This is a genomic window from Pseudomonas resinovorans NBRC 106553 (assembly GCF_000412695.1).
Lineage (GTDB): Bacteria > Pseudomonadota > Gammaproteobacteria > Pseudomonadales > Pseudomonadaceae > Metapseudomonas > Metapseudomonas resinovorans_A.
Map to the genome: position 1 here is coordinate 5,202,329 of NC_021499.1, position 21,899 is coordinate 5,224,227.

Below are 21,899 nucleotides of genomic sequence, written 5' to 3' on the forward strand. Positions count from 1 at the left end.
GGGAAATAATTCTGAGAATTATTTACATGCCCACTCGGATTGCAACAGAGAATTTCTATCGGCCCGTGCGGTACGACCCCGATCACGCCTGTCCGCGACAGTTGGTCGGGGCAACGTGGCTCCGTCGGTCATTGCGGTTCGAACTTTGCAATTGTTCTGGCGTCCATCGACTCATCGCTCGACCAACCAGGTGAATGGCCATGTACAACCCCTTCGAGATCCTCACCGACGCTTTCCAGGCCGAATACCGCGTCAACCTCAGCCTTGAAGGCCCGGGTGGCAACATCATGCTGACCCTCACCAACGACCGCGGCGTGGTGGCGCGACGCATGATCAGTGCGGCCCAGCGCAACGACCCGGTGCGCTTGAAGCGGGTGATCGAGAGCATCCGCCTGGGGATAGCCATCGAGAACGGCCACAAGGTCGGGGAACTGCTCACCAGCATGACCGGCGGCCACGTGGCGCCGGTACGCTCCGGCCAGGTCAACGTTGCACGGATAGCGCGCATCTGATGCACGCTAACCGTGCACGGGGTCAGGCCTCTTCTTCCGCCTCGACCTGAGGACCTGGGTTGCGTCGGCGCGGCGGGGCGTCGGTCTGCACCGAAGGGAAGCGCGAGGACGCATAACGCACCACGAGGATCGCCAGGGCCAGCAGCAGGATGGCGCCCGAGACGTAGACGACGCCCAGGTCCGGCCGGTGGTGATGCGACACATCGGAAATCAGCAGGCGGGTCAGCGCGGTGATCGCCACGTAGATCAGGAAGCGCACCGGCATGTGGTTGGTCTTGAAGTAGATGCCGACCATCGCACCCAGTTCGAGGTAGATGAACAGCAGCAGGATGTCATCGACCGTGATGTGCCCCTTCTCCACCATCCCCAGGAAGGCCACCACCGCAGCCCAGGCGGTGATCCCGCCGATGGCGAACAGCGCCAGGTAGTGGAAGCTCTCCACCAGCAGATTTCCCAGCGACTCGGCCAGGCCATGCACGTTCTCGCGCAGTCTTTCAGCCCAGTTGATCTTCACGATAAAACTCCTTGCGACGACGGCCCCGACGGTAATGGGGCAAGGTGACAGTGGGGTTATGCAGGATGGGGGCCGCAACCGCCCCGGCGCTACGAGGCAGGATGTCGCAGGGGTTCGGGCACGGGCTATGCTTGGTTTCCAGCGGGTTTCTGACCGATTCGCAACGAACGCGAGGCACAGTCGGCGAATGGAAATTTCCGACGGGCTATTTCCATTTGCCATCATTCCGAATACTGTACGCGCATCCAGTATTTTTAACCCAATGATCAAAGGTGAGGGGTGATGAATGGCCGTCGAAGTGGTGTACCGCAGCAGCCGCGATCCGGAGCGCCTGTTCATGGATAAGGCCGAAGCCGACCGTTACGACAAGATGCTCGAACTGGCCGAGTCCCTGGGCGAGGTCCTGCACAAGGCGGTGCCTTCCCTGAGTGAGCAGCAGGTGGAAGACATCGGCATCTTCATGGCCAAGCACCGCGATACCTTCGCCCGGGCCTTCAAGAACCAGCCCGATGCGCTGGCCGAGCTGGAGCTGCCGGCCGCCGACTGAGTTTGCGCCGTTTCTTCAAGCCCCTGTTCCGCATCGAAGAGAAGCTGAGGCACCCCACATCAGGAGTGCCTCATGCGTATTCTCATCGCCCGGCTTTTCGCCCCCTGCTTTCTGTTCGGCTTCATCGCCCTCGCGCTCGGCCTGGCCCAGGCCTACCCGCAGCAACCCGGCTGGTTGTTGGTGCTGCTGGCGCTGGCCATAGGGCTGTCCTTCCTGGCCGAAGCCTGGCTGCCCTACCGCCCGGACTGGAACCATGACCATGACGACCGCTGGCGCGACGCCCTGCATGCCCTGGTCAACGAAGGGCTGAGCGCGCTCGGCCTGCTGGCCGTTCCCCTGCTGGCCGCCCTGCTCCCGGATACCGGCCTCTGGCCCCATGCCTGGCCCCTGTGGCTGCAATTGCTGGTGAGCGTGGTGGTGGCGGACCTGGGGCTGACCCTCATGCACCTGCTGAGCCACCGCCTGCCCTGGCTCTGGCGCCTGCACGCGATTCACCACAGCGTGCGGCGCATGTACGGCTTCAACGGCCTGATGAAACACCCGCTGCACCTGGCCGTGGAAACCATCGCCGCGATCACGCCGCTGCTGATCCTCGGCATACCGACGCAAGTGGCCGCGCTGCTGGCCTTCGCCATCGCCATCCAGCTCCTGCTCCAGCACAGCAATGTCGACATGCGCATCGGCCCGCTACGCCACCTCTTCGCCTGGGCGCCCGTGCACCGTTTTCACCACATGAAATACGGCACCGCAGGCGATGTGAATTTCGCCCTGTTCTTCAGTTTCTGGGACAGGCTGCTGGGGACTGCCTTCTACAACCCGAACTACCGCATCGGCGGTGATGACCTGGGCATTGGCAGCCAGCCCGACTACCCGAGCGCCTACCTCGCCCAACTGGTTGCGCCCTTCCAGGCGGAAGAGCCAGGGCAGCCCAGCCCCAGCGCGCCGGATGCTTTGCTAAAGCAGCCTTAGCTGAAAGTTGCGCAGGGTCCGATCGGCACGCACGCCGAAGGTGGCGCGCACGGTCCGCGAGAAGTGCGCGGCATCGGCAAAGCCGGCGGCATGGGCGGCACGGGTGAGCGTCTCCCCGGCCATGGCGAGCTTCAGGGCGAGCCGCAGCCGACGCCAGAGCACCAGGCGGCGGACCGACAGACCGACCTGTTCGCCGAACAGCCGCTCCAGCTGACTGAGGGACAGGCACGCCTCCTGCGCCAGCGCGGTCGCGCTGACCTTCTCCGCCAGCAGCAGGTCCACGGCCTCGAGCGCCCGGGCGACGCGTCCATCCAGCGCCTGCCTGGGTGCATGGAGCAGGCGCTCGGCCAGTTCCTGGAGGTCCGTTCCGGCCGGGTCGAGGGCCTCCCGCAAGCTCGGCAGGCTGAATGCCAATGGCTCGGCATAGACCGCCACCATGGGCTGGCTGGCATCGGCCAGCGCGTGCCTGCGCATCGATTCCACATACACCACGCGACCGCTCACCGGTTTCCCTTCCACCTGCAGGTGCAGGGGCTCGTCCCGCGCCAGCAGGACCTGGTGGGCGTAGTGGGCATGGGAATGGGTGGCGCCGCTGGCACCGGCGATCAGGCAGAAATCGCCGGCCAGCCAGAACGCCCCCTGCCAGGAGGAGTCGGTCATGGGCATGCACGGTACAGCGAAGGCAACCAGGACGAACAGCCCCGCCCGGCCGAGAAGAGGCCAGCTCCCTACAAGTCCAGCACCAGCCGGCTGCCCGCCGCCGCCCGGGAGACGCAGATCATCAGGCTTTGCTGCGCGGCCTTCTCCTCGTCGGTGAGGTACTGGTCGAAGTGCTGCGCCTGGCCCTCGAGAATGCGCGTCTCGCAGGTGCCGCAGACGCCTTCGCGGCACAGGCACTCCACCTGGGCGGCGTTGCTGCGCTCGATGGCCTGGAGAATGCTGCTGCCCTCCTCCACCTGCAGCTCGCGCCCGGAGCGACCCAGCACCAGGGTGAAGGCGCCCCCCTCGGCCGGCGTGGCGGCGAACTGCTCCCAGTGCACCCGCGCCTGCTCGATCCCCTTGGCGCGGGCCCGTTCGATCAACGCATCGATCAGCGGGCGCGGGCCGCAGACGTAGACATGGGCGTCGGGAGCCATGCCGTCCAACAGCGCGTCCAGGTCCAGGCGCTGGCCTTCGCTGTCGATGTAGAAGCGGCACTGCGGGCCATGCCCGGCCACAAGTTCCTCACGGAAGGCCCCATGCTCCGGCGCGCGGAAGGCATAGTGCAGCTCATAGCTGGCGCCCAGGCGGCGCAGGTCGTGAAGCTGCGAAAGGAAGGGCGTGATGCCGATGCCCCCGGCCACCAGCACATGGTGACCGGCCTCGGGCGCCAGGGCGAAGAGGTTGCTCGGCAGGGAAATGCGCAGCTCGCTGCCCACCGCCACCTGTTCGTGGAGGAACGCCGAACCGCCCTTGGAGTTCTCCTCGCGGCGCACGCCGATCTGGTAGTGGCGGGTATCGGCCGGCGAACTCATCAGCGAATAGGCATTGGTGAAGCGCCGCTCGCCCTGGGTCATCTGCACCAGTACGTGGCTGCCGCCGGTGAAGCCGGGCAAGGGGCGGCCATCGCAGGCCGCCAGGGTGAAGCGCTTGATCTGCGGAGTCATCTGTTCCACCGCGGCCACACGCACCGCGATAATCTGCTGCAGGTTGTTCATGTTCGTCTCCGCTGGGCTCAGTCCTGGTGCTGCTGGGCGACCAGGTGGTGGAAGTGGGCGATGCCGTGCTCGCTGAGGCCGCTGCGCTGGTGATCGACCATGATCCGGCCCTGGCCGCGATAGCCACGGGACTTCAGGCCCTTCTGCACGCTCTCCACCAGGCGCAGGTCCTCCGGGCGGAAGACGTTGCGGTACCACTCGATCAGCGACTGCTGGTCGGCGGTGAGGTCCTGGTTCAGGAAGTAGATGTCGTAGTGCTGCAGGGTCACCTCGGCGCTCACCGGGAACTCGTAGATCACGGTCATGAAGTTGCCGCCGGGCGGCGCGTTGAACATAGTGCAGGGCCAGGCCCAGAAACCGGCGAAGGACGGGTCCTTCACCGACTCGTCGAACTTGAAGGACTTCTCCGACGGCTTGGCCACGCCGTACTGCAACGACCAGTTGCCGTGCAGGCTGTGGCTGTACTGGCCGACGTCCACCGAATCGGAGAAGCCCGGGTGCGCCGGGGCGCAGTGGTAGCACTCCAGGTAGTTGTCGACGATGGACTTCCAGTTGGCCGGGGTCTGGCTGACGAAGCGCGCGGCCAGGTGCAGGTCGTCCACCACCGGGCAGGCCTGGCGCAAACGCGCTTCCAGGCCGGGCAACTGCTCCGCCACCGGGCCGGCGTCCTGGTTCATGTTGACGAAGATGAAGCCGGCGTACTCCTCCACGCGCAGCTGCACCAGGCTGGAATTGGCCTTGTCGAAGTCGGCCACCTGGTCGCAGTTGCGCGCGTGGGCCAGCTCGCCGTCGAGCTTGAAGGTCCAGGCGTGGTAGGGGCAGGTGATCACGTTCCTGGCCTTGCCGTCGCCCTGCAGCAGTTGGTGGCCACGGTGCGGGCAGACGTTGTAGAAGGCGCGCAGCTCGGCGTCGCGGCCACGCACGATGATGATGCTTTCGCCGATGAACTCGCGGGTGATGTAGGCGTTGTTCTCGGCCACCTCGCTGCGGTGCCCCACGCAGACCCAGCTGTTGGCGAAGATGCGTTCCTTCTCCCGCTCGAACACCCCCGCGTCGGTGTAATAGGGCGCGGGCAGCGTGTAGGCGTTGGTGGGGTCGGCACAGAAGTCCGGGGCAAGTCTGACGATCGGGTTCATTGCAGCTCCTCGGTCGAGCTAAGGCGTTTGCCGTGGTGGAGCGCCGCCATCCGGCGGCGGGCGGTCTAGAGGATTTCCAGGGGGTACTCGATGATCAGGCGCACTTCGTCGATGCTGCCCTCGCCCTGGTCGGCGTTGGCCCGATGGGTCGCCTGGCGCACGCGGAACGACAGGTCCTTGGCCGCCCCCTCCTGCACCACGTAGCTCACCTCCAGGTCACGCTCCCAGTGCTTGCCGTCGGCCCCCTGCAGCGGCACGAACTCGCCGAGGTCCTCGTCGAAGGGGTTGTAGGCGCCGCCCTGTTCCGCACGGGTTCCGTCGATGTTGTCGCCGGTGATGTAGCGCGCCATGAAACTCAGGCCGGGCACGCCGAAGCTGGACATGTCGAGGTCGTAGCGCGCTTGCCAGGACTTCTCGTGGGCGCCGTTGAAGTCGGAGTACTGCACCGAGTTGGCCAGGTAGATCGAGTCGCCGCCGACATAGTCGAAGGGCGTGTCGCCATCCACCTTCTGGTAGGCCAGGGCGAAGGAGTGGGCACCGATGCTGTACACCGCCGCCAGGCTGAAGGTGGTGTTGTCGATCTCGCCGGCCAGGGCCTCGCCATGGTCGTTGGTGCGGTAGAGGTTGAAGTCGAAGTTGAGGCTCTGCTCGTCGTCGATGGCCAGGGTGTAGTTGAGGTTGCCGTAGTACTGCCGCCAGGTTTCCGAAAGCTCCGAGCCGTAGAGGGTGACGCTCAGGGCGTCGCTGATGGCGTAGCTGCCGCCGACGAAATCGATGCCGCCGGCCGAGGTGTCCACGGCATAGCCGAAGAACTCGTCGCGGCTATTGGTGGAGTCGCGGTTGTTGAAGGCGGTGAAGTGGCCGGCGGTCAGCGACAGGCCCTCCAGTTCATCGCTGCTGAGCAGGAAGCCCGTCGCGGTTTCCGGCAGCAGGCGCAGGTCGCCGGTATCGAATACCGGGGTTTCCACCTGCATCTCGCCGTATTTCAGCACCGTGCTCGACAGGCGCATCTTCACCACGCCACCGGCCTCGGAGTAGTCGTCCTGGGCGCGACCCTCGCTGTCCACCGGCAGCAGCCCGGTACCGCTGCGACCGCGTCCGCTGTCCAGCTTGAGGCCGAGCATGCCGTAGGCATCCACGCCGAAACCGACCGTGCCTTGGGTAAAGCCGGACTCGAAGGTACCGATGAAACCCTGGGCCCATTCCTCCTGGTAACTCTGCTCGTCCGGCCCCGAATCGCGCAGGTCGTGGTTCATGTAGAAGTTGCGGTTGAGCAACACCAGGCTGGCGTCTTCGACGAAGCCCTGGGCCTCCTCCTGCTGGCCGGCCAGGGCCGATTGCGCGGTGGCCACGGATACCACCGCCAGCGCCAGGGCGCTCCACTTGTCTACAGGCATAGCGCGTCTTTCCTTCTTGTTGTTGTTGGCTGAAAGCACTGCAACCTGCCGGGGCTCAGCCCAGGCGAACCAGGTGATGGGAGGGGCGCTGCTCTTCGCGGGCGATGGGCAGGCGCTGGCGGATCCAGTCGCGGAAGGCGCGCACGCCGGTCTCCCGGGGCGAGAGGTAGCCGAAGGGATAGGCCGAGCCCTCGAACCCGCGCTGCACCGACTCGGTGAGTTCGTTGTCCTCTTCCTGCACCTGGCTCCACACGCGCCCGGCGGCCACCCGCGCGGCCTGCACCTCGGGGCTGGCGCTGGGCAGGGAGAAGCTGGCGGTGCGGAACACCGCGCGGCCCGGGCCCAGGGGGTAGAAGATGAAGTAGTCGATGCTGTCCGGCTGCAGGCCGATGTTCACGTTGGGGAACAGCGACAGGTAGCTCCAGCGCCGGCCATGGTCGCCCGGCAGGTGCTCGGCCGAGGCGCGGATGCTGAGGTAGGCGAACTCGTCCGGGCCGCCGGCGGGATGGTCCTTCAGCAGGTGGGTGGCGAAGCTCACGCCGTTCGCGCCATCGGCCTCCACGTCGTAGCCGCCTTCCACCATCTTGTTCAGCCCCGGATGGCCCACGGCGACGTGATAGCCCTCCAGGTAGTTGTCCATCATGTTCTTCCAGTCCACCGGGTGCTCTTCGACGCTGAGATCGTCGTTGGGGACCATCTCGTCGATGCGGTAGGCCGCCAGCAGCTCGGCGTAGCCGGCCAGGCGCTCGGCCACCGACGGCCCCTCGGACTTCAGGCGAATCCAGACGAAGCCCATGAACACTTCATGGTCCACCGGCAGCAGGCCGTGGCCCACCTGTTTTACGTCCTCCTCGCTGCCGCCGGGGATCGCGCGGATGCCGCCGTCCTGGTTGTAGGTCCAGCCGTGGTAGGGGCAGACATGCACGCGCTTGCAGGTGCCGCGCTCGCCGGTGATGACCTGGTGCGCGCGGTGCCGGCAGGTGTTGTGGAAGGCGCTGATGCTGCCGTCGGCAAGGCGCGCCACGGCCACCCGTTCGCCGAGGAACTTGAGGGTGATGTAGTCGCCCGGATTGGCGATCTCGCTGACATGGCAGGCGATGTGCCAGGAGCGCGAGAAGATTTCCTCCTTCTCCAGCTGGAAGAAGCGTTCGTCGTTGTAGATCCAGCTGGGCAGGGTGTGGTTGTCACGGTCATCGGCCTGCGGGCGGGAAGAGATGGGCTCGTACATGTGAGGTTTCCTTCTTGTTATCGACTGCACATGGCGCCCATGGCGAAGAGGGCGCGCTGATCAAACTGCTATATGATCGTTCAATAGAAAATAGAACGATCATTCAATAAGCGTCAAGCCTGGATGAAACCCAGCGGATACGCCCTTTATCGCCCGCCACACCCCAACCCGACAGCAGCATCCAGCCGCCCTTGAGCGCTCCAGCGCAGCAACCTGGCCATACCGGGAGCCGCCCTCCCCGACCTTGCCGCTGGTCGCCTCGCTTCGCCACCCATGAAAAACAAAATAAAAATTTCACGAAAACACTTCCTGAATAATCAGACACTTACCAACGCAATACTGCAAAAATTACCGATCAGACGCCTGGCGCGCTGTTGACCATGAAATTTTGCTGTATTAGCGTTCAATAGCACCTGACAAATACAACAAGACAGGAGATCAGCAATGACCTATGCCCTTTCCCCGGAAACCCTGGAATGGCAACGCAAGGCCCGTGACTTCGCCGAACAGTTGATTCCCCATGAGGAAGCCGCCGAATTCAACGAAGGGCTGCTGCCCAAGGAGATCACCGCCGGGCACCGGGCTACGGGTATCGAGCTGGGCTTCAGCCGCATGGACGTGCCGCGCGAGCACGGCGGACTGCAACTGCCGATGCTCGACCAGGTGGTGGTCTGGGAGCAGCTGGGGCGTGTCACCAACGCGCTGAGCTGGTGCATCTCCGAGGCCCACTCGTGGATGTATGAAGCCTGCGATGCCGCCCAGATCGAGGCCTATATCAAGCCCATCTGGACCGGCGAGAAGACCGAGTGCTACGCCATCACCGAGCGCGAGGCCGGCTCCGACACCCATATCGAGACCAGCGCCGTGCGCCAGGGTGAGCACTACCTGATCAGCGGCGAGAAGTGGTTCGTCACCAGCGCCAACAAGGCCCAGTTCATGTTCGTCCAGGCGCGGGTGCCGGACGGCCAGGGCGGCGGCGAGGACGCCCTGTTCTTCGTCGACGTCGACAGCCCCGGCATCGAGATCATCGACAACCCGCTGTTCGGCCATAACTTCGCCTCCCACCACCCCACCTACCGCTTCGACCGGGTGCGGGTGCCGGTGGCCAACCGCATCGGCGCCGAAGGCGACGGCATGGCCTACACGAAAAGCTGGTTCCGCCGCGAGCGCCTGATGATCGCCGCGCGCTCCCTGGGCGCCGCCCAGCGCATGCTGGAAATGGCCACCGACTGGTCGAAGGAACGCGTGGTCGGCGGCCAGCCGATCTGCGAACACCAGATGATCCAGACCATGCTCGCCGACAGCCTCACCGACCTCTGGGGCGCCCGCCTGATGACCTACGAGGCGGCGAAGATGCAGGACCGCGGCGAGGACCTCTCCGTGATCCACGCCCACTGTTCCATGGCCAAGCTGGTGGCCTCGGAAATGGTCAACCGCGTGGCCGACCGCGTGGTGCAGATCTTCGGCGGCCGCGGCTACATGCGCAGCAACGCCGCGCAGCGCTTCTACCGCGAAGTGCGGGTCGACCGCATCTGGGAAGGCACCAGCGAAATCCAGCGCCTGATCATCGCCCGCAGCCTGCTCAAGCGCGGCGCCGAGCGCCTGATCGGCTGACCCCGCAGCGACGGCGGGGCGCCGTTGGCCCCGTCTGGCGACCTGCCCCGCCCACGCGGCGCAGGCCATTCCCGACAGCCTGACAGAACAAGAAAAACGCCATGAACAACACAACCTGCGTGCAGAAATCGCCCAGTGACATCGGCCGCCCCGACTTCCTGCAAGTGGTCGATGTGGTCAAGGAGTTCGAGGGCAACACCGTGGTCAAGAGCCTCAACCTGTCGGTGGCGCGGAACGAAATGTTCGCCCTGCTGGGCAGCTCCGGCTGCGGCAAATCCACCCTGCTGCGGATGATGGCCGGGCTGGAGACACCCACCTCCGGACGCATCCTGCTGGACGGCGAAGACATCACCGACCTGCCGCCACACCGCCGCCCGGTGAACATGATGTTCCAGTCCTACGCCCTGTTCCCGCACATGACCGTGGCCGACAACGTCGCCTACGGCCTAAAGCGCGAAGGCGTGGACAAGGCGGAAATCCGCGACCGCGTCAGCGACGCCCTGCAACTGGTGCAGATGCAGGACTACGCCAAGCGCAAGCCGCACCAGCTCTCCGGCGGCCAGCAGCAACGGGTGGCCCTGGCGCGCACCCTGATCAAGCGGCCCAAGCTGCTGCTGCTCGACGAGCCGATGTCGGCGCTGGACAAGAAGATCCGCCAGCAGACCCAGTTCGAGCTCGGCAACATCCTCTACAAGGTGGGCGTGACCTGCGTGATGGTCACCCACGACCAGGAAGAGGCCATGACCATGGCCGACCGCCTGGCGGTGATGGACGCCGGGCGCATCGTCCAGCTGGGTTCGCCGGAGGAAGTCTACGAGTACCCCAACTCCAGCTTCTGCGCCGGCTTCATCGGTTCCACCAACATGCTCCAGGGCAGCCTGCTGGACGATGACTGCCTGCAGGTGGACTGCCAGGACATGGCCGCGCCGCTGGAGCTGCCGAGCCGTCTCAACGGCTACGTCGGCATGCCGCTGAGCCTGTCCCTGCGCCCCGAGCGCATCGCCGTATCCGCCTCCCCCTTCAGCCAGCGCAGCAACACCTGCGAAGGCCGCCTGGAACAGATCGCCTACATGGGCAGCTACACCCTGTTCTACCTGCGCCTGGACAGCGGTCGACTGATGGGCGTGCACGTGTCCCACCATGCGCTGCACGACCTGGAGCAACGTCCCACCTACGGCGACCGGCTGCACCTGGCCTGGCAGCCGGACAGCCTGGTGATGGTGACCCAATGAACCAGGCAGCCCTCGTCCAGCGCCTCGGCAGGTTCCTGCCGTCGGGCCGGTCACTGGTGATCGGCATTCCCTTCGGCTTCCTCACCCTGTTCTTCCTGGTGCCCTTCCTGGTGGTGCTGAAGATCAGCCTGTCGGACCAGGAGTTCTCCATCCCGCCCTACTCCGACCTGACCTCGGTGGAAGACTTCACCCTGAGCATCCGGCTCAACTTCGAGCACTACCGGACCATCTTCACCGACAACCTCTACCTGCTGTCCTACCTCAGCTCGCTGAAAGTGGCAGCGCTCAATACCCTGATCTGCCTGCTGATCGGCTACCCCACCGCCTACCTGATCGCCCGCGCCAGCCCGCGCAACCGCAACCTGCTGCTGATGGCGATCATCCTGCCGTTCTGGACCAGCTACCTGATCCGCGTCTACGCCTGGATCGGCCTGCTCAAGGACCAGGGCCTGATCAACCAGGTGCTGCTCTGGACCGGCCTGGTGGACACGCCGCTGCGCCTCTACCGCAACGACATCGGCCTGCACGTGGGCCTGGCCTACTCCTACCTGCCCTACCTGATCCTGCCGCTCTACGCGCACCTGGTGAAGATGGACACGCGCCTCTTGGAAGCCGCCCACGACCTGGGCGCCAAGGCCTGGGAGAGCTTCCTGACCATCACCCTGCCGCTGTCCACCCGCGGGATAGTCGCCGGCTCGCTGCTGGTGTTCATCCCCAGCGTCGGCGAGTACGTGATCCCGGAAATCCTCGGCAGCTCCGACTCGATGATGATCGGCCGGGTGATGTGGGACGACTTCTTCAACAACACCGACTGGCCGGTGGCCTCCGCCGCCACCTGCGTCATGGTGCTGCTCCTGCTGCTGCCCATGGCCTGGTTCCAGACCGTCCAGAACAAGGAGCTCAAGCGCGCATGAAACGCCCCGGCAAGCTGCTCGGCGCCGCCTTCCTCGGCCTGGTGCTGTTGTTCCTCTACGTGCCGATCCTCAGCGTGGTGGCCTACTCGTTCAACGAGTCGAAGATGGTCACCCTCTGGACCGGTTTCTCCCTCAAGTGGTACGGCGAGCTGCTGCATGACCGCGAGCTGATGGACGCCGCCTGGCTCAGCCTCAAGCTGGCCACCGCCACCGCCTTCGCCGCGGTGTTCGTCGGCACCTGGATCGGCTTCGTCCTGGCGCGCTACCGCAAGTTCAGGGGCTCCACCCTGTTCACCGCCATGGTCAGCGCCCCCATGGTGCTGCCGGAAGTGATCGCCGGGCTGTCCATGCTGCTGTTCCTCGCCATGCAGCAGCTGATCGGCTGGCCCAGCGGGCGCGGCATGCTGACCATCTGGATCGGCCACATCATGGTCTGCCTGTCCTATGTCGCCATCACCATCCAGTCGCGCCTGGTGAGCATGGACCAGTCCCTCGCCGAGGCCGCGCAGAACCTCGGCGCCACGCCGCTGCGGGTGTTCTTCGACATCACCCTGCCGCAGATCTCCCAGGCGCTGATCGCCAGCTGGCTGCTGGCGTTCACCATCTCCCTGGACGACGTGATCATGTCGGCCTTCCTCTCCGGCCCCGGCTCCAACCCGCTGCCACTGGTGGTGCTGTCCCGCGTGCGCCTCGGCCTCAACCCCGAGATCAACGCCCTGGGCACCCTGTTCATCGCCGCGGTGACCGTCATGGTCCTGGTCAACAACCACTACATGCTCAAGCGCGAGCGCCGTCGCGAGCAGGAAATCCGCCAGGCCCTGGCCGGCAACGCCAGCCTGGGCGGTGCGGACTACAGCGCGCCTGCCGCCCCCAGCGCCCAACCGTCCAGCACCAGCACCCGGCCCATCAAGGAGTTGGCATGAGCGACCCCATCGGACAGATCCACGAGCACGACAACCAGGCCTGGTTCCACCCCTGGGAGTACCTGCCGGACGTCGGCCACAACCAGCGCAGCATCATCCAGCGCGCCGAAGGCATCCATGTCTTCGACGAGCACGGCCAGCGCCTGATCGACGGCCCCGGCGGCATGTGGTGCATGCAGATCGGCTACGGCCGCAAGGAGATGGCCGAGGCCATCGCCGAGCAGGCCCTGCGCATGCCCTACATGAACCCCTTCTCTCTCACCAGCGAGGCGCCGACGCGGCTCGCCGCCAAGCTCGCCGAACTGGCGCCGGGCGACCTCAAGCGGGTGTTCCTCACCACCGGCGGCTCCACCGCCGTGGATACCGCCCTGCGCTTCGTGCACTTCTACAACAACCTCAAGGGCCGGCCGGGCAAGAAGCACATCATCTCGCGGGAGCACGCCTACCACGGCAGCACCTACCTGGGCGCCACCGTCACCGGCAAGGACCGCGACCGCAACTGGTTCGACATCAACACCGGCCTCAGCCACTTCCTGCCCTCGGTGAACCCCGCCGGGCGGCCCGCCGGCATGAGCCTGCAAGCCTTCTGCGATGCACGGGTGGCGGACCTGGAAAACAAGATCCTGGAGCTCGGCGCGGATAAGGTCGGCGCCTTCATCGCCGAGCCGATCCAGGCATCCGGCGGCGTCATCGTGCCGCCCGAGGGCTACCTGAAGCGCTGCTGGGAAATCTGCCGGCGCCATGACGTGCTGTTCATCGCCGACGAGGTGGTCACCGGCTTCGGCCGCCTCGGCCACTGGTTCGCCTCCGAAGCCGTGTTCGGCATCCAGCCGGACCTGATCACCTGCGCCAAGGGCCTCACCTCCGGCTACCTGCCCCTCGGCGCGATGCTGCTGTCCGAGCGGCTGTTCCAGGAGGTCTCGGGGAGCAACGCCAACGGCGCCAGCTTCGGCCACGGCTTCACCTATTCCGGACACCCGGTGTGCTGCGCGGCGGCGCTGAAAAGCATCGAGATCATCGAGCGCGAACAGCTGCTGCAACACGTGCGCGCACTCAGCCCGCACTTCCTCGAACGCCTGCACGCCCTGCGGGAAATCCCCCTGGTGTTCGACACCCGTGGCATGGGCCTGGTGGGCTGCGTGGAATGCCGGGTGCGGCCGCTGGTGGAATCCGGCATGGACGGGAGCGAGCTGTACGCCTTCGAAACCGAGCTCGGCATGCGCATCGACCGCCACTGCCACGAGCTGGGCCTGATGGTGCGGCCGCTGACCAACCTGTGCGTGTTCTCCCCGCCCCTGGTGATCCAGCGCGACGAAGTGGACCAGATGCTCGACATCCTCCACGAAGCCATCCTGCGCACCCAGCGCGAACTGGAACTGGAACTCGGCCTGAAGCTGAGCTGACCACCCCGGAAGCCCGCACATGAACCAGACCCGCGACCACTGGGCCGCCCGCGCGGCGGCCCTCGACATCGAAACCCGTGCCTTCATCGGCGGCGCCTACCGCGCAGCCGAGGGCGGCGCGACCTTCCCCTGCCACAGCCCCATCGACAGCCGCCTGCTGGCGCAGGTAACACGCTGCGCCGGCGCCGAGGTGCAGGCCGCCGTGGTTGCCGCGCGGCGCAGCTTCGATCAAGGCGACTGGGCCGGATGCAGCCCGCGCGAGCGCAAGGCCGTGCTGCTGCGCTGGGCCGCCCTGATCGAGGCGCACAACGACGAACTGGCGCTGTTGGAGTCCCTCGACTGCGGCAAACCCATCGGCGACACCCTGGGCGGCGACATCCCCGCCGTCGCCCAGTGCCTGCAATGGTTCGCCGAGGCCATCGACAAGCAGGCCGACGAACTCATCCCCAGCGAGCGCGACTTCCTCGGCATGGTCGGCCGCGAGCCGATCGGCGTGGTCGCCGCCATCGTGCCCTGGAACTACCCGCTGCTGATGGCCGCCTGGAAGTTCGCCCCCGCGCTCGCCATGGGCAACAGCCTGGTGCTCAAACCCTCGGAAAAATCCCCGCTCACCGCCCTGCGGGTGGCCGAGCTGGCACGCCAGGCCGGCGTGCCGGACGGCGTGTTCAACGTGCTGCCGGGCTTCGGCGATATCGGCCAACTGCTTGCCGAGCACCCGGACGTGGACTGCCTGGCCTTCACCGGCTCGGGCGCCACCGGGCGGCGCATCCTGCATGCCGCCGCCGACTCCAACCTCAAGCGGGTCTGGCTGGAACTGGGCGGCAAGTCGCCGAACATCGTGCTCGCCGACTGCCCCGACCTGCCCCGCGCGGCCAGCGCCGCCGCAGCCGCCATCTACAGCAACATGGGCGAGGTGTGCAGCGCCGGCTCGCGCCTGCTGGTGCAGCGCAGCATCCAGGCCGAATTGTGCGAGCTGATCCAGGCCGAGCTGGCCGGCTACCAGCCCGGCGACCCGATGGACCCGGCCACGCGCATGGGCGCGCTGATCGACGAAGGCCACCTGGGCCGCGTGCTCGACGCCATCGCCGGGGGCCGCCTCGAGGCCGAGCTGCTGGGCGGCGGCCTGCGCGCGCGGGAAACCAGCGGTGGCTACTACGTCGAGCCCACCCTGTTCGCCTGCGCCGACCAGCGCCCCGCCATCGCCCGCGAAGAAATCTTCGGCCCGGTGCTGTCGGTGATCCCCTTCGACAACCCGATGGATGCCGTGGCCCTCGCCAACGACAGTCCCTACGGTCTGGCCGCCGCCGTGTGGAGCGCGGACTTCGCCAAGGCCCTGGAGCTGTCGCGGCAACTGCGCGCCGGCACCGTCTGGGTCAACTGCTACGACGAACTGGCCGACCTGAACTTCCCGTTCGGCGGCTACAAGCAGTCCGGCAACGGCCGCGACAACTCGCTGCACGCGCTGGAGAAATACAGCGAACTCAAATCCACCATCGTCCGCCTGCGCTGAAACGCCGAGAGCGGCTTCCGTAGGAGCCAGCTCTGCTGGCGAATCGCGAGCGGAGCTCGCTCCTACGACATGCCTCGAACCATGCACACTCTGGAGCCCCGACATGCCCCGCCATACCACCAACCTGGAACGCCTGCTGCACCCGAAAAGCATCGCCGTGGCCGGCGGCAGCGTGGCCGCCGAAGTGATCCGCCAGTGCCGCCTGATCGGCTTTGCTGGCGAGATCTGGCCGATCAACCCGCGCCGCGAGCAGCTCGAAGGCCTGCCCTGCTTCCCCGATGTGGCGAGCCTGCCGGGCGTGCCCGACGCCGCCTTCCTTGCCGTGCCCCGTGAGGAGACCCTGGCACTGGTGGCCGCCCTCGCCGGGCGCGGCGCCGGTGGCGCGGTGTGCTACGCCTCCGGTTTCGCCGAGGTGGGCGGAGACGGTATCGATCTGCAACGGGAGCTGCTGGCCGCCGCCGGCGACCTGGCCCTGGTGGGGCCCAACTGCTACGGCCTGCTCAACTACCTGGACGGCTGCGCGCTGTGGCCGGACCACCAGGGCGGCCAACGGGTCGAGCGCGGCGTGGCGATCATCACCCAGAGCGGCAACCTGGCGCTGAACCTGTCGCTGCAGAAACACCACCTGCCCATCGCCTACATCATGGCGCTGGGCAACAAGGCGGTGACCGACTTCCACCACGCCATCGAGGCCCTGCTGGAAGACCCGCGCGTCACCGCCATCGGTCTGCACATCGAAGGATTGGGCGATATCGCCGCCTTCTCCCGCGCCTCCCACAAGGCCCTGCAGCGGGGCGTGCCGATCATCGCCCTGAAAGCCGGTTCCTCCAGCATCGGCGCCAAGCTCACCGCCAGCCACACCAGTTCCCTGGCCGGCGCCGACGAGCTCTACAACGCCCTGTTCCGCCGCTTCGGCGTGGCCCGGGTGGAAGACCTGGCGGGCTTCCTGGAAACCCTCAAGCTGCTGCACGTCTGCGGCCCCCTGGGCGGGCGCCGGGTCGGCGCGCTGAGCTGCTCCGGCGGCGACGCCTCGCTGCTGGCCGACCTCGGCCAGGCTTGCGGCCTGGACTACCCCGAGCTGCCCGCCGCCGTGCACCGCGAGCTGGGGGAAGTACTTGGCCCACTGGTGCCGCTGCACAACCCGCTGGACTACCAGACCTACATCTGGGGCAACGTGCCGGCGCTGACCGACTGCTTTGCCGCGATGATGCGCGCCGACACCGACCTCAGCCTGCTGACCATGGACTTCCCCGACAGCGAGAAAGAAAGCATCGAAGGCTGGGACGAATCGGTCACCGGCTTCATCGAGGCCCACCGCCAGCAGGGCAAGCCGGCGGTCTTCCTCAGCACCATGGCCGAGCTGATGAACGGCCCCGCCGCGAAGCGTCTGCTGGCCGCCGGCATCGCGCCGATGCAGGGCATCCGCGAAGCCATCCTGGCCATCGGCGCCGCCGCCGATATCGGCCGCCGCAGTACCGAACTGATCGGCCTGGACCCGTTGGCCAGCCCCGTGCCGTTGCGCGACGGACCAATCGCACAGCTGGACGAGTTCAACGCCAAGCGCCAGCTCGCCGCCTGCGGCCTGCCGATCCCCGCCGGGCAGCTGGTGACCAGCCTGGACCAGGCCCTGGCCGCCGCCAGCGCCATCGGCTACCCAGTGGTGTTGAAAGCTGTGTCCGCCGAGCTGGCGCACAAGACCGAACTGGGCGCGGTGAAGCTCAACCTGAAAGACGCCGCGCAGCTGGCGAAGGCATTCGGCGAGCTGCCCGGCTTCGAGCGGTTCCTGGTGGAGAAGATGGCCGATGGTGTCGTGGCCGAACTGCTGGTGGGCGTGACCCGCGATCCGCAGTTCGGCCTGGCACTGACCCTGGGGGCCGGCGGCATCCTCGTCGAACTGCTGGCGGACGCCCGCACCCTGCTGCTGCCCACCTCGCGCACGGAGATCGAACAGGCCCTGCGCGGCCTGCGCTGCTTCACTCTGCTGGACGGCTATCGCGGCAAGCCCAAGGCCGATATCGGCGCCCTGGTGGACGCGGTGGAAGCCATCGCCCGCTATGCCGAGAGCCAGGCCGACCGCCTGCTGGAGCTGGACGTGAACCCGCTGCTGGCCCTGGAGCGCGGCGCGCTGGCGGTGGACGCGCTGGTGCGCCTGGTGGAGGATTGAGCACCCTATTTGCGGGTAACGACCCGTAGGGTGGAAGTCGCTGTTCACTTCCACCATCGGCGCCATGACCAACCCCGATGGTGGATCGATGAAGCGCGATCCACCCTACGCCCCCATGGAGTCTCCATGCCCCTCGATCACCGCCAGGGCCTGCTGCTGATGGCCCTGTCCTACTTCCTCTACGCCTGTGGCGACGCGGCGGCCAAGTGGCTGGTGGTAAGCGTCAGCCTCTGGCAGATACTGGCGGTGCGCAGCCTGTTCGGCCTCGGCTGCGCCGCCGTCCTGGGGCGCCGCCCTACCCTGCGGCGCATGGCCGATCACCGCAGCCAGTGGCGGCTGCTGCCGATGAACCTGGCCAACCTCGCCGGCTGGGCCTGCTTCTACCGCGCCGCGGCGGGCCTCGACCTGCCGCAGCTGTACAGCCTCTACTACCTGACGCCGCTGCTCAGCACCCTGCTGGCCGGACCGGTGCTGGGCGAGCGGGCATCGACGCGGGCCTGGATCAGCTGCGGCCTGGGGCTTGCGGGCGTGCTGCTGGCCAATCCACCGGTGGGCGCGCAACCGCAGCTGGACGCCCTGGTTCCGGGGCTGCTGACCCCCTTGTTCTGGGCCGTCACCGCTGTGCTCTACCGGCGCCATGTGCAGGGCCACAGCGACGCCGACCTGGTGGCCAGCAACAACCTGGTGATGGCCCTGGCCTGCGCCCTGCTGCTGCCCTGGCTGTGGCGGCCGCTGCAGGCCGCCGACTGGGGCATCCTGCTGCTGGTGGGCGTCCTCGCCACCCTGGCGCACCTGCTCTACATCAAGGCCATCCGCCGCCTGCCCCTGGCCGTGGCGGCGCCCATGTCCTTCAGCTCGCTGATCTGGTCGGTGCTGCTGGGCTACCTGCTGTGGGACAGCTGGCCCACCTGGAACCTCTGGCTCGGCGCGGCCCTGGTACTGACCGCCGCCGCCCTGCCGTTGCTGCCTGAACGGGCGCTCCGACCAACCGGGAATGGCCTGTCCCGTGGGAGCGATTTCAATCGCGAATGAATTCGCGCCTACAAGGTCGGGCCACGCCGCACCCGTAGGTTGGGGCCGGCTACGTTGGGCTTCGCGTAGCTCAGCCACAACCTACGGATGGGCGCTTTGCCAAAGCGCCGAATTGAACCCCTGTAGATCGTAGGGTGGACCACGCTTCACCGGTCCACCGTTCGAGGTCCGACCGGGCTCCGCTGGTGGATCGTAGGATGGGTTGAGCGAAGCGATACCCATCACATCGGCCGATGGGTATCGCAGGCTCAACCCATCCTACGGGGAGAGCCCCGAAGGTCAGGCGTAAAGCCGCTCGACGAAGTCGAAGCAGGCCTGGGCGGCTTCTTCGCCGGTGAAGGCAGAAGGGTCGAGGTACCACTGGTTCCAGAAGCCGTCGATCATCGCCAGCAGGGTCAGGGTGGCCTGGCGGGCGTTGATGGTCTTGCCGCGCTTGTGGGCGATGGCTTCGAAGATCTTCTGGTAGGTGGCGATGTCTTCGGCGATGAGTTCGCGGTTGAGCCGCTTCAAGGTGGGCGACTTGGCGATCACGCTGCCGAAGCCGACCCAGATGCCGATGTAGTCGTGCTTGAACAACGCCGGGCCGAAGGAGGCGCGGATGATCGATTGCAGCTTGTCCTCGGGGTCGCGGTCGGCGCCGAGGATCATGTCGCGGGTCTGGAAGGTCCACTCCTCGCACAGCTCGCGATAGGCCTGGCGGATCAGCTCGTCCTTGCTCTGGAAGTGATGGTTGATCAGGCCCCGCGACACCTGCGCCTCGCCGCAGATTTTCTCGATGGTGGCGCCGGCGTAGCCGTACTTGGCGATGGAGCGCATGGCCGCCTGGATCAGGGATTTGCGGCGCACGTCCGCGGCTTCGCGAGCACGCGGTTCGGCGGCGGCAGTCCTTTTACGCTTGGGGCGGGTCGATTCCATGCTGGTCATATGTCGGTTCCGAATGCCGGCCGGGCACGGCAGGCTTGCGCAAGAAAGAGACGGACCGGCCATGGCCGGTCCGCATCCATCATAAAACACCTGGGCGCGGCCTGCGCTCTCAGCCGTTGGACTTGAAGCGCAGCCAGTACTTGTTCATCACCTTCTGCACCTTCGGCTCGATGGGCATGAAGGTGAAGGCCGAGGCGATGTCCTCGTCGCGCGGGAACACCGTGTTGCTGGCCTGCAACGTCGGGTCCACCAGGGGTTTGGCGATCAGCACGGCGGTGGTGTAGGTGATGTGGTTGGTGGTGCTGGCGGCCATCTCCTTGCTCAGCAGGTGGTTGATCCACTTGTAGGCGTTGTCCTTGTTGGGCGCGTCCTTGGGGATGCCCATCAGGGTGAACCAGAGGCCGGTGGCGCCCTTGGGGGTGATGTAGATGATCTCGTCCGGCAGCTTGGCCTCGGCCATGCGCTGCTGGATCACCGTGGCGTCGCCCGACCAGCCGGCGGCCACGCAGATGTCGCCGCTGACCACGTCGTTGAGGTAGGAGGTGCTGAACTGGGTGATGTAGGGGCGCACCTTCTGCAGTTCGGCGTAGGCCGCCAGGTAGTCGTCCACGTCCTTGCTGTTGGGGTCGCGGCCCATGTGGGCGAGGAGGATGGGGAAGATGTCGCTGGCCGAATCCATCATGGAAATGCCGCAGGCGCTGAGCTTGCTGGCCACGGCAGGGTCGAAGATGAGGTTCCAGTCGTCGAGCTTGAAGTCCGGCCCGAGGATCTTGCGCACCTTGGTCAGGTTGACGATAAGCCCGTCGGTGCCCCAGACGTAGGGCACGCCGTACTGGTTGCCCGGGTCCTGCAGGGCGAGCTTGTTCATCAGCTCGGGGTCGAGGTTGGTGCGGTTGGGGATCTTCGACCAGTCGATCTTCTCGTAGACGCCGGCCTCGATCTGCTTGGCCATGAAGGTGGAGGACGGGTAGACCACGTCGTACCCCGTGTTGCCGCCGAACAGCTTGGCCTGGAGGCTGTCGTCGCTGTCCAGCACGTCGTACTTCACCTTGACCCCGTTGGCCTCCTGGAAGCTCTTCAGGGCATCCGGCGACACGTAGCCGGACCAGTTGACGATGTTCAGTTCGTTGGAGGCCAGCGCCACGCCGGCACAGGCCGAGAGCAGGGCGCCGGCGAGCAGCAGGTTCAGACGGCGATATTTCATTGTTCTTGTCCTCGCGCTTTCAGGTGAGTCAGGGCATCCGGCCGGCTCGCCGGGCTGCCATGCAGTCCGCGATCCGCCAGCGGGGTGGCCTGGCGTCGGCGGGTGAAAATCACACTACTACTAAATATACGTTCAATCAATTGCGCAAGCGGAACCTCGAAAAATGGCCAAAGGTATGCCCGGCGGAGCTTGCCCGCCTTGGCGTAAAGGCTCTGGAATGGGCTTTACGGACCTACTGCAAGCAGGCCCGCAAGACTCAGGAGTAGACCCAGACGATCCGCGTGACGCTGTCGCCGGGGTTCAGGTAGTGATGGGGAATGGAGGACTGGAACTGGAAACTGTCGCCGCTTTTCAGCTCCAGGCACTCGTCGCCGACCCAGAGGCGCAGCTGGCCCTCGAGCACGTAGCCGCCCTGCTCGCCCTCGTGGGAGCTGCCCTCCTCGCTGGAGCGCGCCCCCGGCGCCAGCTCGGTGAGGAGCATGTGGAAGCGCCCGGACATCAGCGGCGAGAGCAACTGGTCGCTGATGCCGCCCCGGTAGCTCAGGGAGCGCCGCTCGTCGGGGCGCACCATGAGCCCATGCACGGCTTCGGCGGTGGGCGTGAAGAAGAAGCGGTAGTCGACGCCGAGCAGTTCAGCGATGGCCGAGACATCCTCGACGCTGGGGTTGGAGAGCCCGCGCTCGATCTGCGAGACGAAGCCCACCGAGCGGCCGATCTTGTCCGCCACCTGCTGCAGCCGCACGCCGCGGCGCTTGCGCAGGTCGCGAATGCGCAGGCCCAGGCCTGAATCCGTCATGTGGTCATTCCGCATCTGAAGGTTCCGCATTGTATGCCAGCCGTCGCCTCGGAAAGAATTCCAGAAAAAACTGAACAAACATTCAATAGAGTCATTAGACTCTAGCCACTACCCCATGGATTGGGTAGCCCTGGAGAAAGTGAAAAATATCTGTACTTTTTCATGAAAATAAAAGTACCTTTT

20 protein-coding genes are annotated in these 21,899 nt (G+C 66.2%); 11 read left to right on the plus strand and 9 right to left on the minus strand.

Annotation, left to right across the window (positions count from 1 at the left end; genetic code table 11):
- The first annotated feature begins 200 nt into the window (after nucleotides 1–200).
- The gene (locus PCA10_RS23415; protein ID WP_016494574.1) at nucleotides 201–512 is read left to right on the plus strand and encodes a DUF3509 domain-containing protein; all 312 of its coding nucleotides are present in this window, start codon (nucleotides 201–203) and stop codon (nucleotides 510–512) included.
- 22 nt (nucleotides 513–534) lie between these two features.
- Here the strand turns inward: PCA10_RS23415 and PCA10_RS23420 are convergent, their stop codons facing one another.
- The gene (locus tag PCA10_RS23420; RefSeq protein ID WP_016494575.1) at nucleotides 535–1,026 is read right to left on the minus strand and encodes a phosphate-starvation-inducible protein PsiE; all 492 of its coding nucleotides are present in this window, start codon (nucleotides 1,024–1,026) and stop codon (nucleotides 535–537) included.
- A gap of 286 nt (nucleotides 1,027–1,312) precedes the next feature.
- Here PCA10_RS23420 and PCA10_RS23425 point away from each other — a divergent pair, with 286 nt between their 5' ends.
- On the plus strand, nucleotides 1,313–1,573 hold the full coding sequence (locus PCA10_RS23425; RefSeq protein ID WP_016494576.1) for a YebG family protein: 261 nt from the start codon (nucleotides 1,313–1,315) through the stop codon (nucleotides 1,571–1,573).
- Nucleotides 1,574–1,645: 72 nt separating this feature from the next.
- On the plus strand, nucleotides 1,646–2,542 hold the full coding sequence (locus tag PCA10_RS23430; protein ID WP_016494577.1) for a sterol desaturase family protein: 897 nt from the start codon (nucleotides 1,646–1,648) through the stop codon (nucleotides 2,540–2,542).
- Here PCA10_RS23430 and PCA10_RS23435 read toward each other — a convergent pair.
- From PCA10_RS23435 to PCA10_RS23455, 5 genes are all read right to left on the minus strand, one after another.
- Nucleotides 2,528–3,202, minus strand: a complete 675-nt coding sequence (locus PCA10_RS23435) for a helix-turn-helix domain-containing protein (RefSeq protein ID WP_016494578.1) — start codon at nucleotides 3,200–3,202, stop codon at nucleotides 2,528–2,530. The genes PCA10_RS23430 and PCA10_RS23435 overlap by 15 nt on opposite strands.
- 68 nt (nucleotides 3,203–3,270) lie before the next feature.
- Nucleotides 3,271–4,239 carry a PDR/VanB family oxidoreductase gene (locus PCA10_RS23440; protein WP_016494579.1) on the minus strand — a complete coding sequence of 323 codons (969 nt, stop codon included), beginning with the start codon at nucleotides 4,237–4,239 and terminating at the stop codon, nucleotides 3,271–3,273.
- 17 nt (nucleotides 4,240–4,256) lie between these two features.
- Entirely contained in the window at nucleotides 4,257–5,375 is a 1,119-nt protein-coding gene (locus PCA10_RS23445) for an aromatic ring-hydroxylating oxygenase subunit alpha (RefSeq protein ID WP_016494580.1), read from the minus strand.
- A gap of 65 nt (nucleotides 5,376–5,440) precedes the next feature.
- Nucleotides 5,441–6,772 carry an OprD family porin gene (locus tag PCA10_RS23450; protein WP_016494581.1) on the minus strand — a complete coding sequence of 444 codons (1,332 nt, stop codon included), beginning with the start codon at nucleotides 6,770–6,772 and terminating at the stop codon, nucleotides 5,441–5,443.
- A gap of 55 nt (nucleotides 6,773–6,827) precedes the next feature.
- Nucleotides 6,828–8,000, minus strand: a complete 1,173-nt coding sequence (locus PCA10_RS23455; protein ID WP_016494582.1) for an aromatic ring-hydroxylating oxygenase subunit alpha — start codon at nucleotides 7,998–8,000, stop codon at nucleotides 6,828–6,830.
- Between the two features lie 444 nt (nucleotides 8,001–8,444).
- Between PCA10_RS23455 and PCA10_RS23460 the strand changes: the two genes are divergently transcribed.
- The 8 genes from PCA10_RS23460 (at nucleotide 8,445) to PCA10_RS23495 (ending at nucleotide 18,792) form a co-directional block, all read left to right on the plus strand.
- Nucleotides 8,445–9,614 carry an acyl-CoA dehydrogenase family protein gene (locus PCA10_RS23460; RefSeq protein ID WP_016494583.1) on the plus strand — a complete coding sequence of 390 codons (1,170 nt, stop codon included), beginning with the start codon at nucleotides 8,445–8,447 and terminating at the stop codon, nucleotides 9,612–9,614.
- A 101-nt stretch (nucleotides 9,615–9,715) separates the two neighbouring features.
- Nucleotides 9,716–10,846 (plus strand): ABC transporter ATP-binding protein, encoded by a 1,131-nt coding sequence (locus PCA10_RS23465; RefSeq protein WP_016494584.1) that lies wholly within the window; start codon nucleotides 9,716–9,718, stop codon nucleotides 10,844–10,846.
- Nucleotides 10,843–11,760 carry an ABC transporter permease subunit gene (locus PCA10_RS23470; protein ID WP_016494585.1) on the plus strand — a complete coding sequence of 306 codons (918 nt, stop codon included), beginning with the start codon at nucleotides 10,843–10,845 and terminating at the stop codon, nucleotides 11,758–11,760. Before PCA10_RS23465 ends, PCA10_RS23470 begins: the two co-directional genes overlap by 4 nt.
- Nucleotides 11,757–12,683 carry an ABC transporter permease gene (locus PCA10_RS23475; RefSeq protein WP_016494586.1) on the plus strand — a complete coding sequence of 309 codons (927 nt, stop codon included), beginning with the start codon at nucleotides 11,757–11,759 and terminating at the stop codon, nucleotides 12,681–12,683. The genes PCA10_RS23470 and PCA10_RS23475 overlap by 4 nt, the downstream gene beginning before the upstream one ends.
- Nucleotides 12,680–14,086 (plus strand): aminotransferase, encoded by a 1,407-nt coding sequence (locus PCA10_RS23480; protein WP_016494587.1) that lies wholly within the window; start codon nucleotides 12,680–12,682, stop codon nucleotides 14,084–14,086. The genes PCA10_RS23475 and PCA10_RS23480 overlap by 4 nt, the downstream gene beginning before the upstream one ends.
- A gap of 19 nt (nucleotides 14,087–14,105) precedes the next feature.
- A complete protein-coding gene (locus tag PCA10_RS23485) occupies nucleotides 14,106–15,596 on the plus strand; it encodes an aldehyde dehydrogenase (RefSeq protein ID WP_016494588.1) in 1,491 nt (496 codons plus the stop codon).
- Between the two features lie 103 nt (nucleotides 15,597–15,699).
- Nucleotides 15,700–17,760 carry an acetate--CoA ligase family protein gene (locus tag PCA10_RS23490; protein ID WP_016494589.1) on the plus strand — a complete coding sequence of 687 codons (2,061 nt, stop codon included), beginning with the start codon at nucleotides 15,700–15,702 and terminating at the stop codon, nucleotides 17,758–17,760.
- A gap of 126 nt (nucleotides 17,761–17,886) precedes the next feature.
- Nucleotides 17,887–18,792: a DMT family transporter gene (locus tag PCA10_RS23495; protein WP_016494590.1), complete on the plus strand. Its 906-nt coding sequence runs from the start codon at nucleotides 17,887–17,889 to the stop codon at nucleotides 18,790–18,792.
- 279 nt (nucleotides 18,793–19,071) lie between these two features.
- On the opposite strand, the gene PCA10_RS23500 is transcribed toward PCA10_RS23495, so the two are convergent.
- The 3 genes from PCA10_RS23500 to PCA10_RS23510 form a co-directional block, all read right to left on the minus strand.
- Complete coding sequence (locus PCA10_RS23500) at nucleotides 19,072–19,716, minus strand: TetR family transcriptional regulator C-terminal domain-containing protein (protein ID WP_016494591.1); 645 nt, start codon at nucleotides 19,714–19,716, stop codon at nucleotides 19,072–19,074.
- 109 nt (nucleotides 19,717–19,825) lie between these two features.
- Complete coding sequence (locus PCA10_RS23505; RefSeq protein ID WP_016494592.1) at nucleotides 19,826–20,920, minus strand: extracellular solute-binding protein; 1,095 nt, start codon at nucleotides 20,918–20,920, stop codon at nucleotides 19,826–19,828.
- Nucleotides 20,921–21,176: 256 nt separating this feature from the next.
- A complete protein-coding gene (locus PCA10_RS23510) occupies nucleotides 21,177–21,716 on the minus strand; it encodes a helix-turn-helix domain-containing protein (protein WP_016494593.1) in 540 nt (179 codons plus the stop codon).
- Between the last annotated feature and the right edge of the window lie 183 nt (nucleotides 21,717–21,899).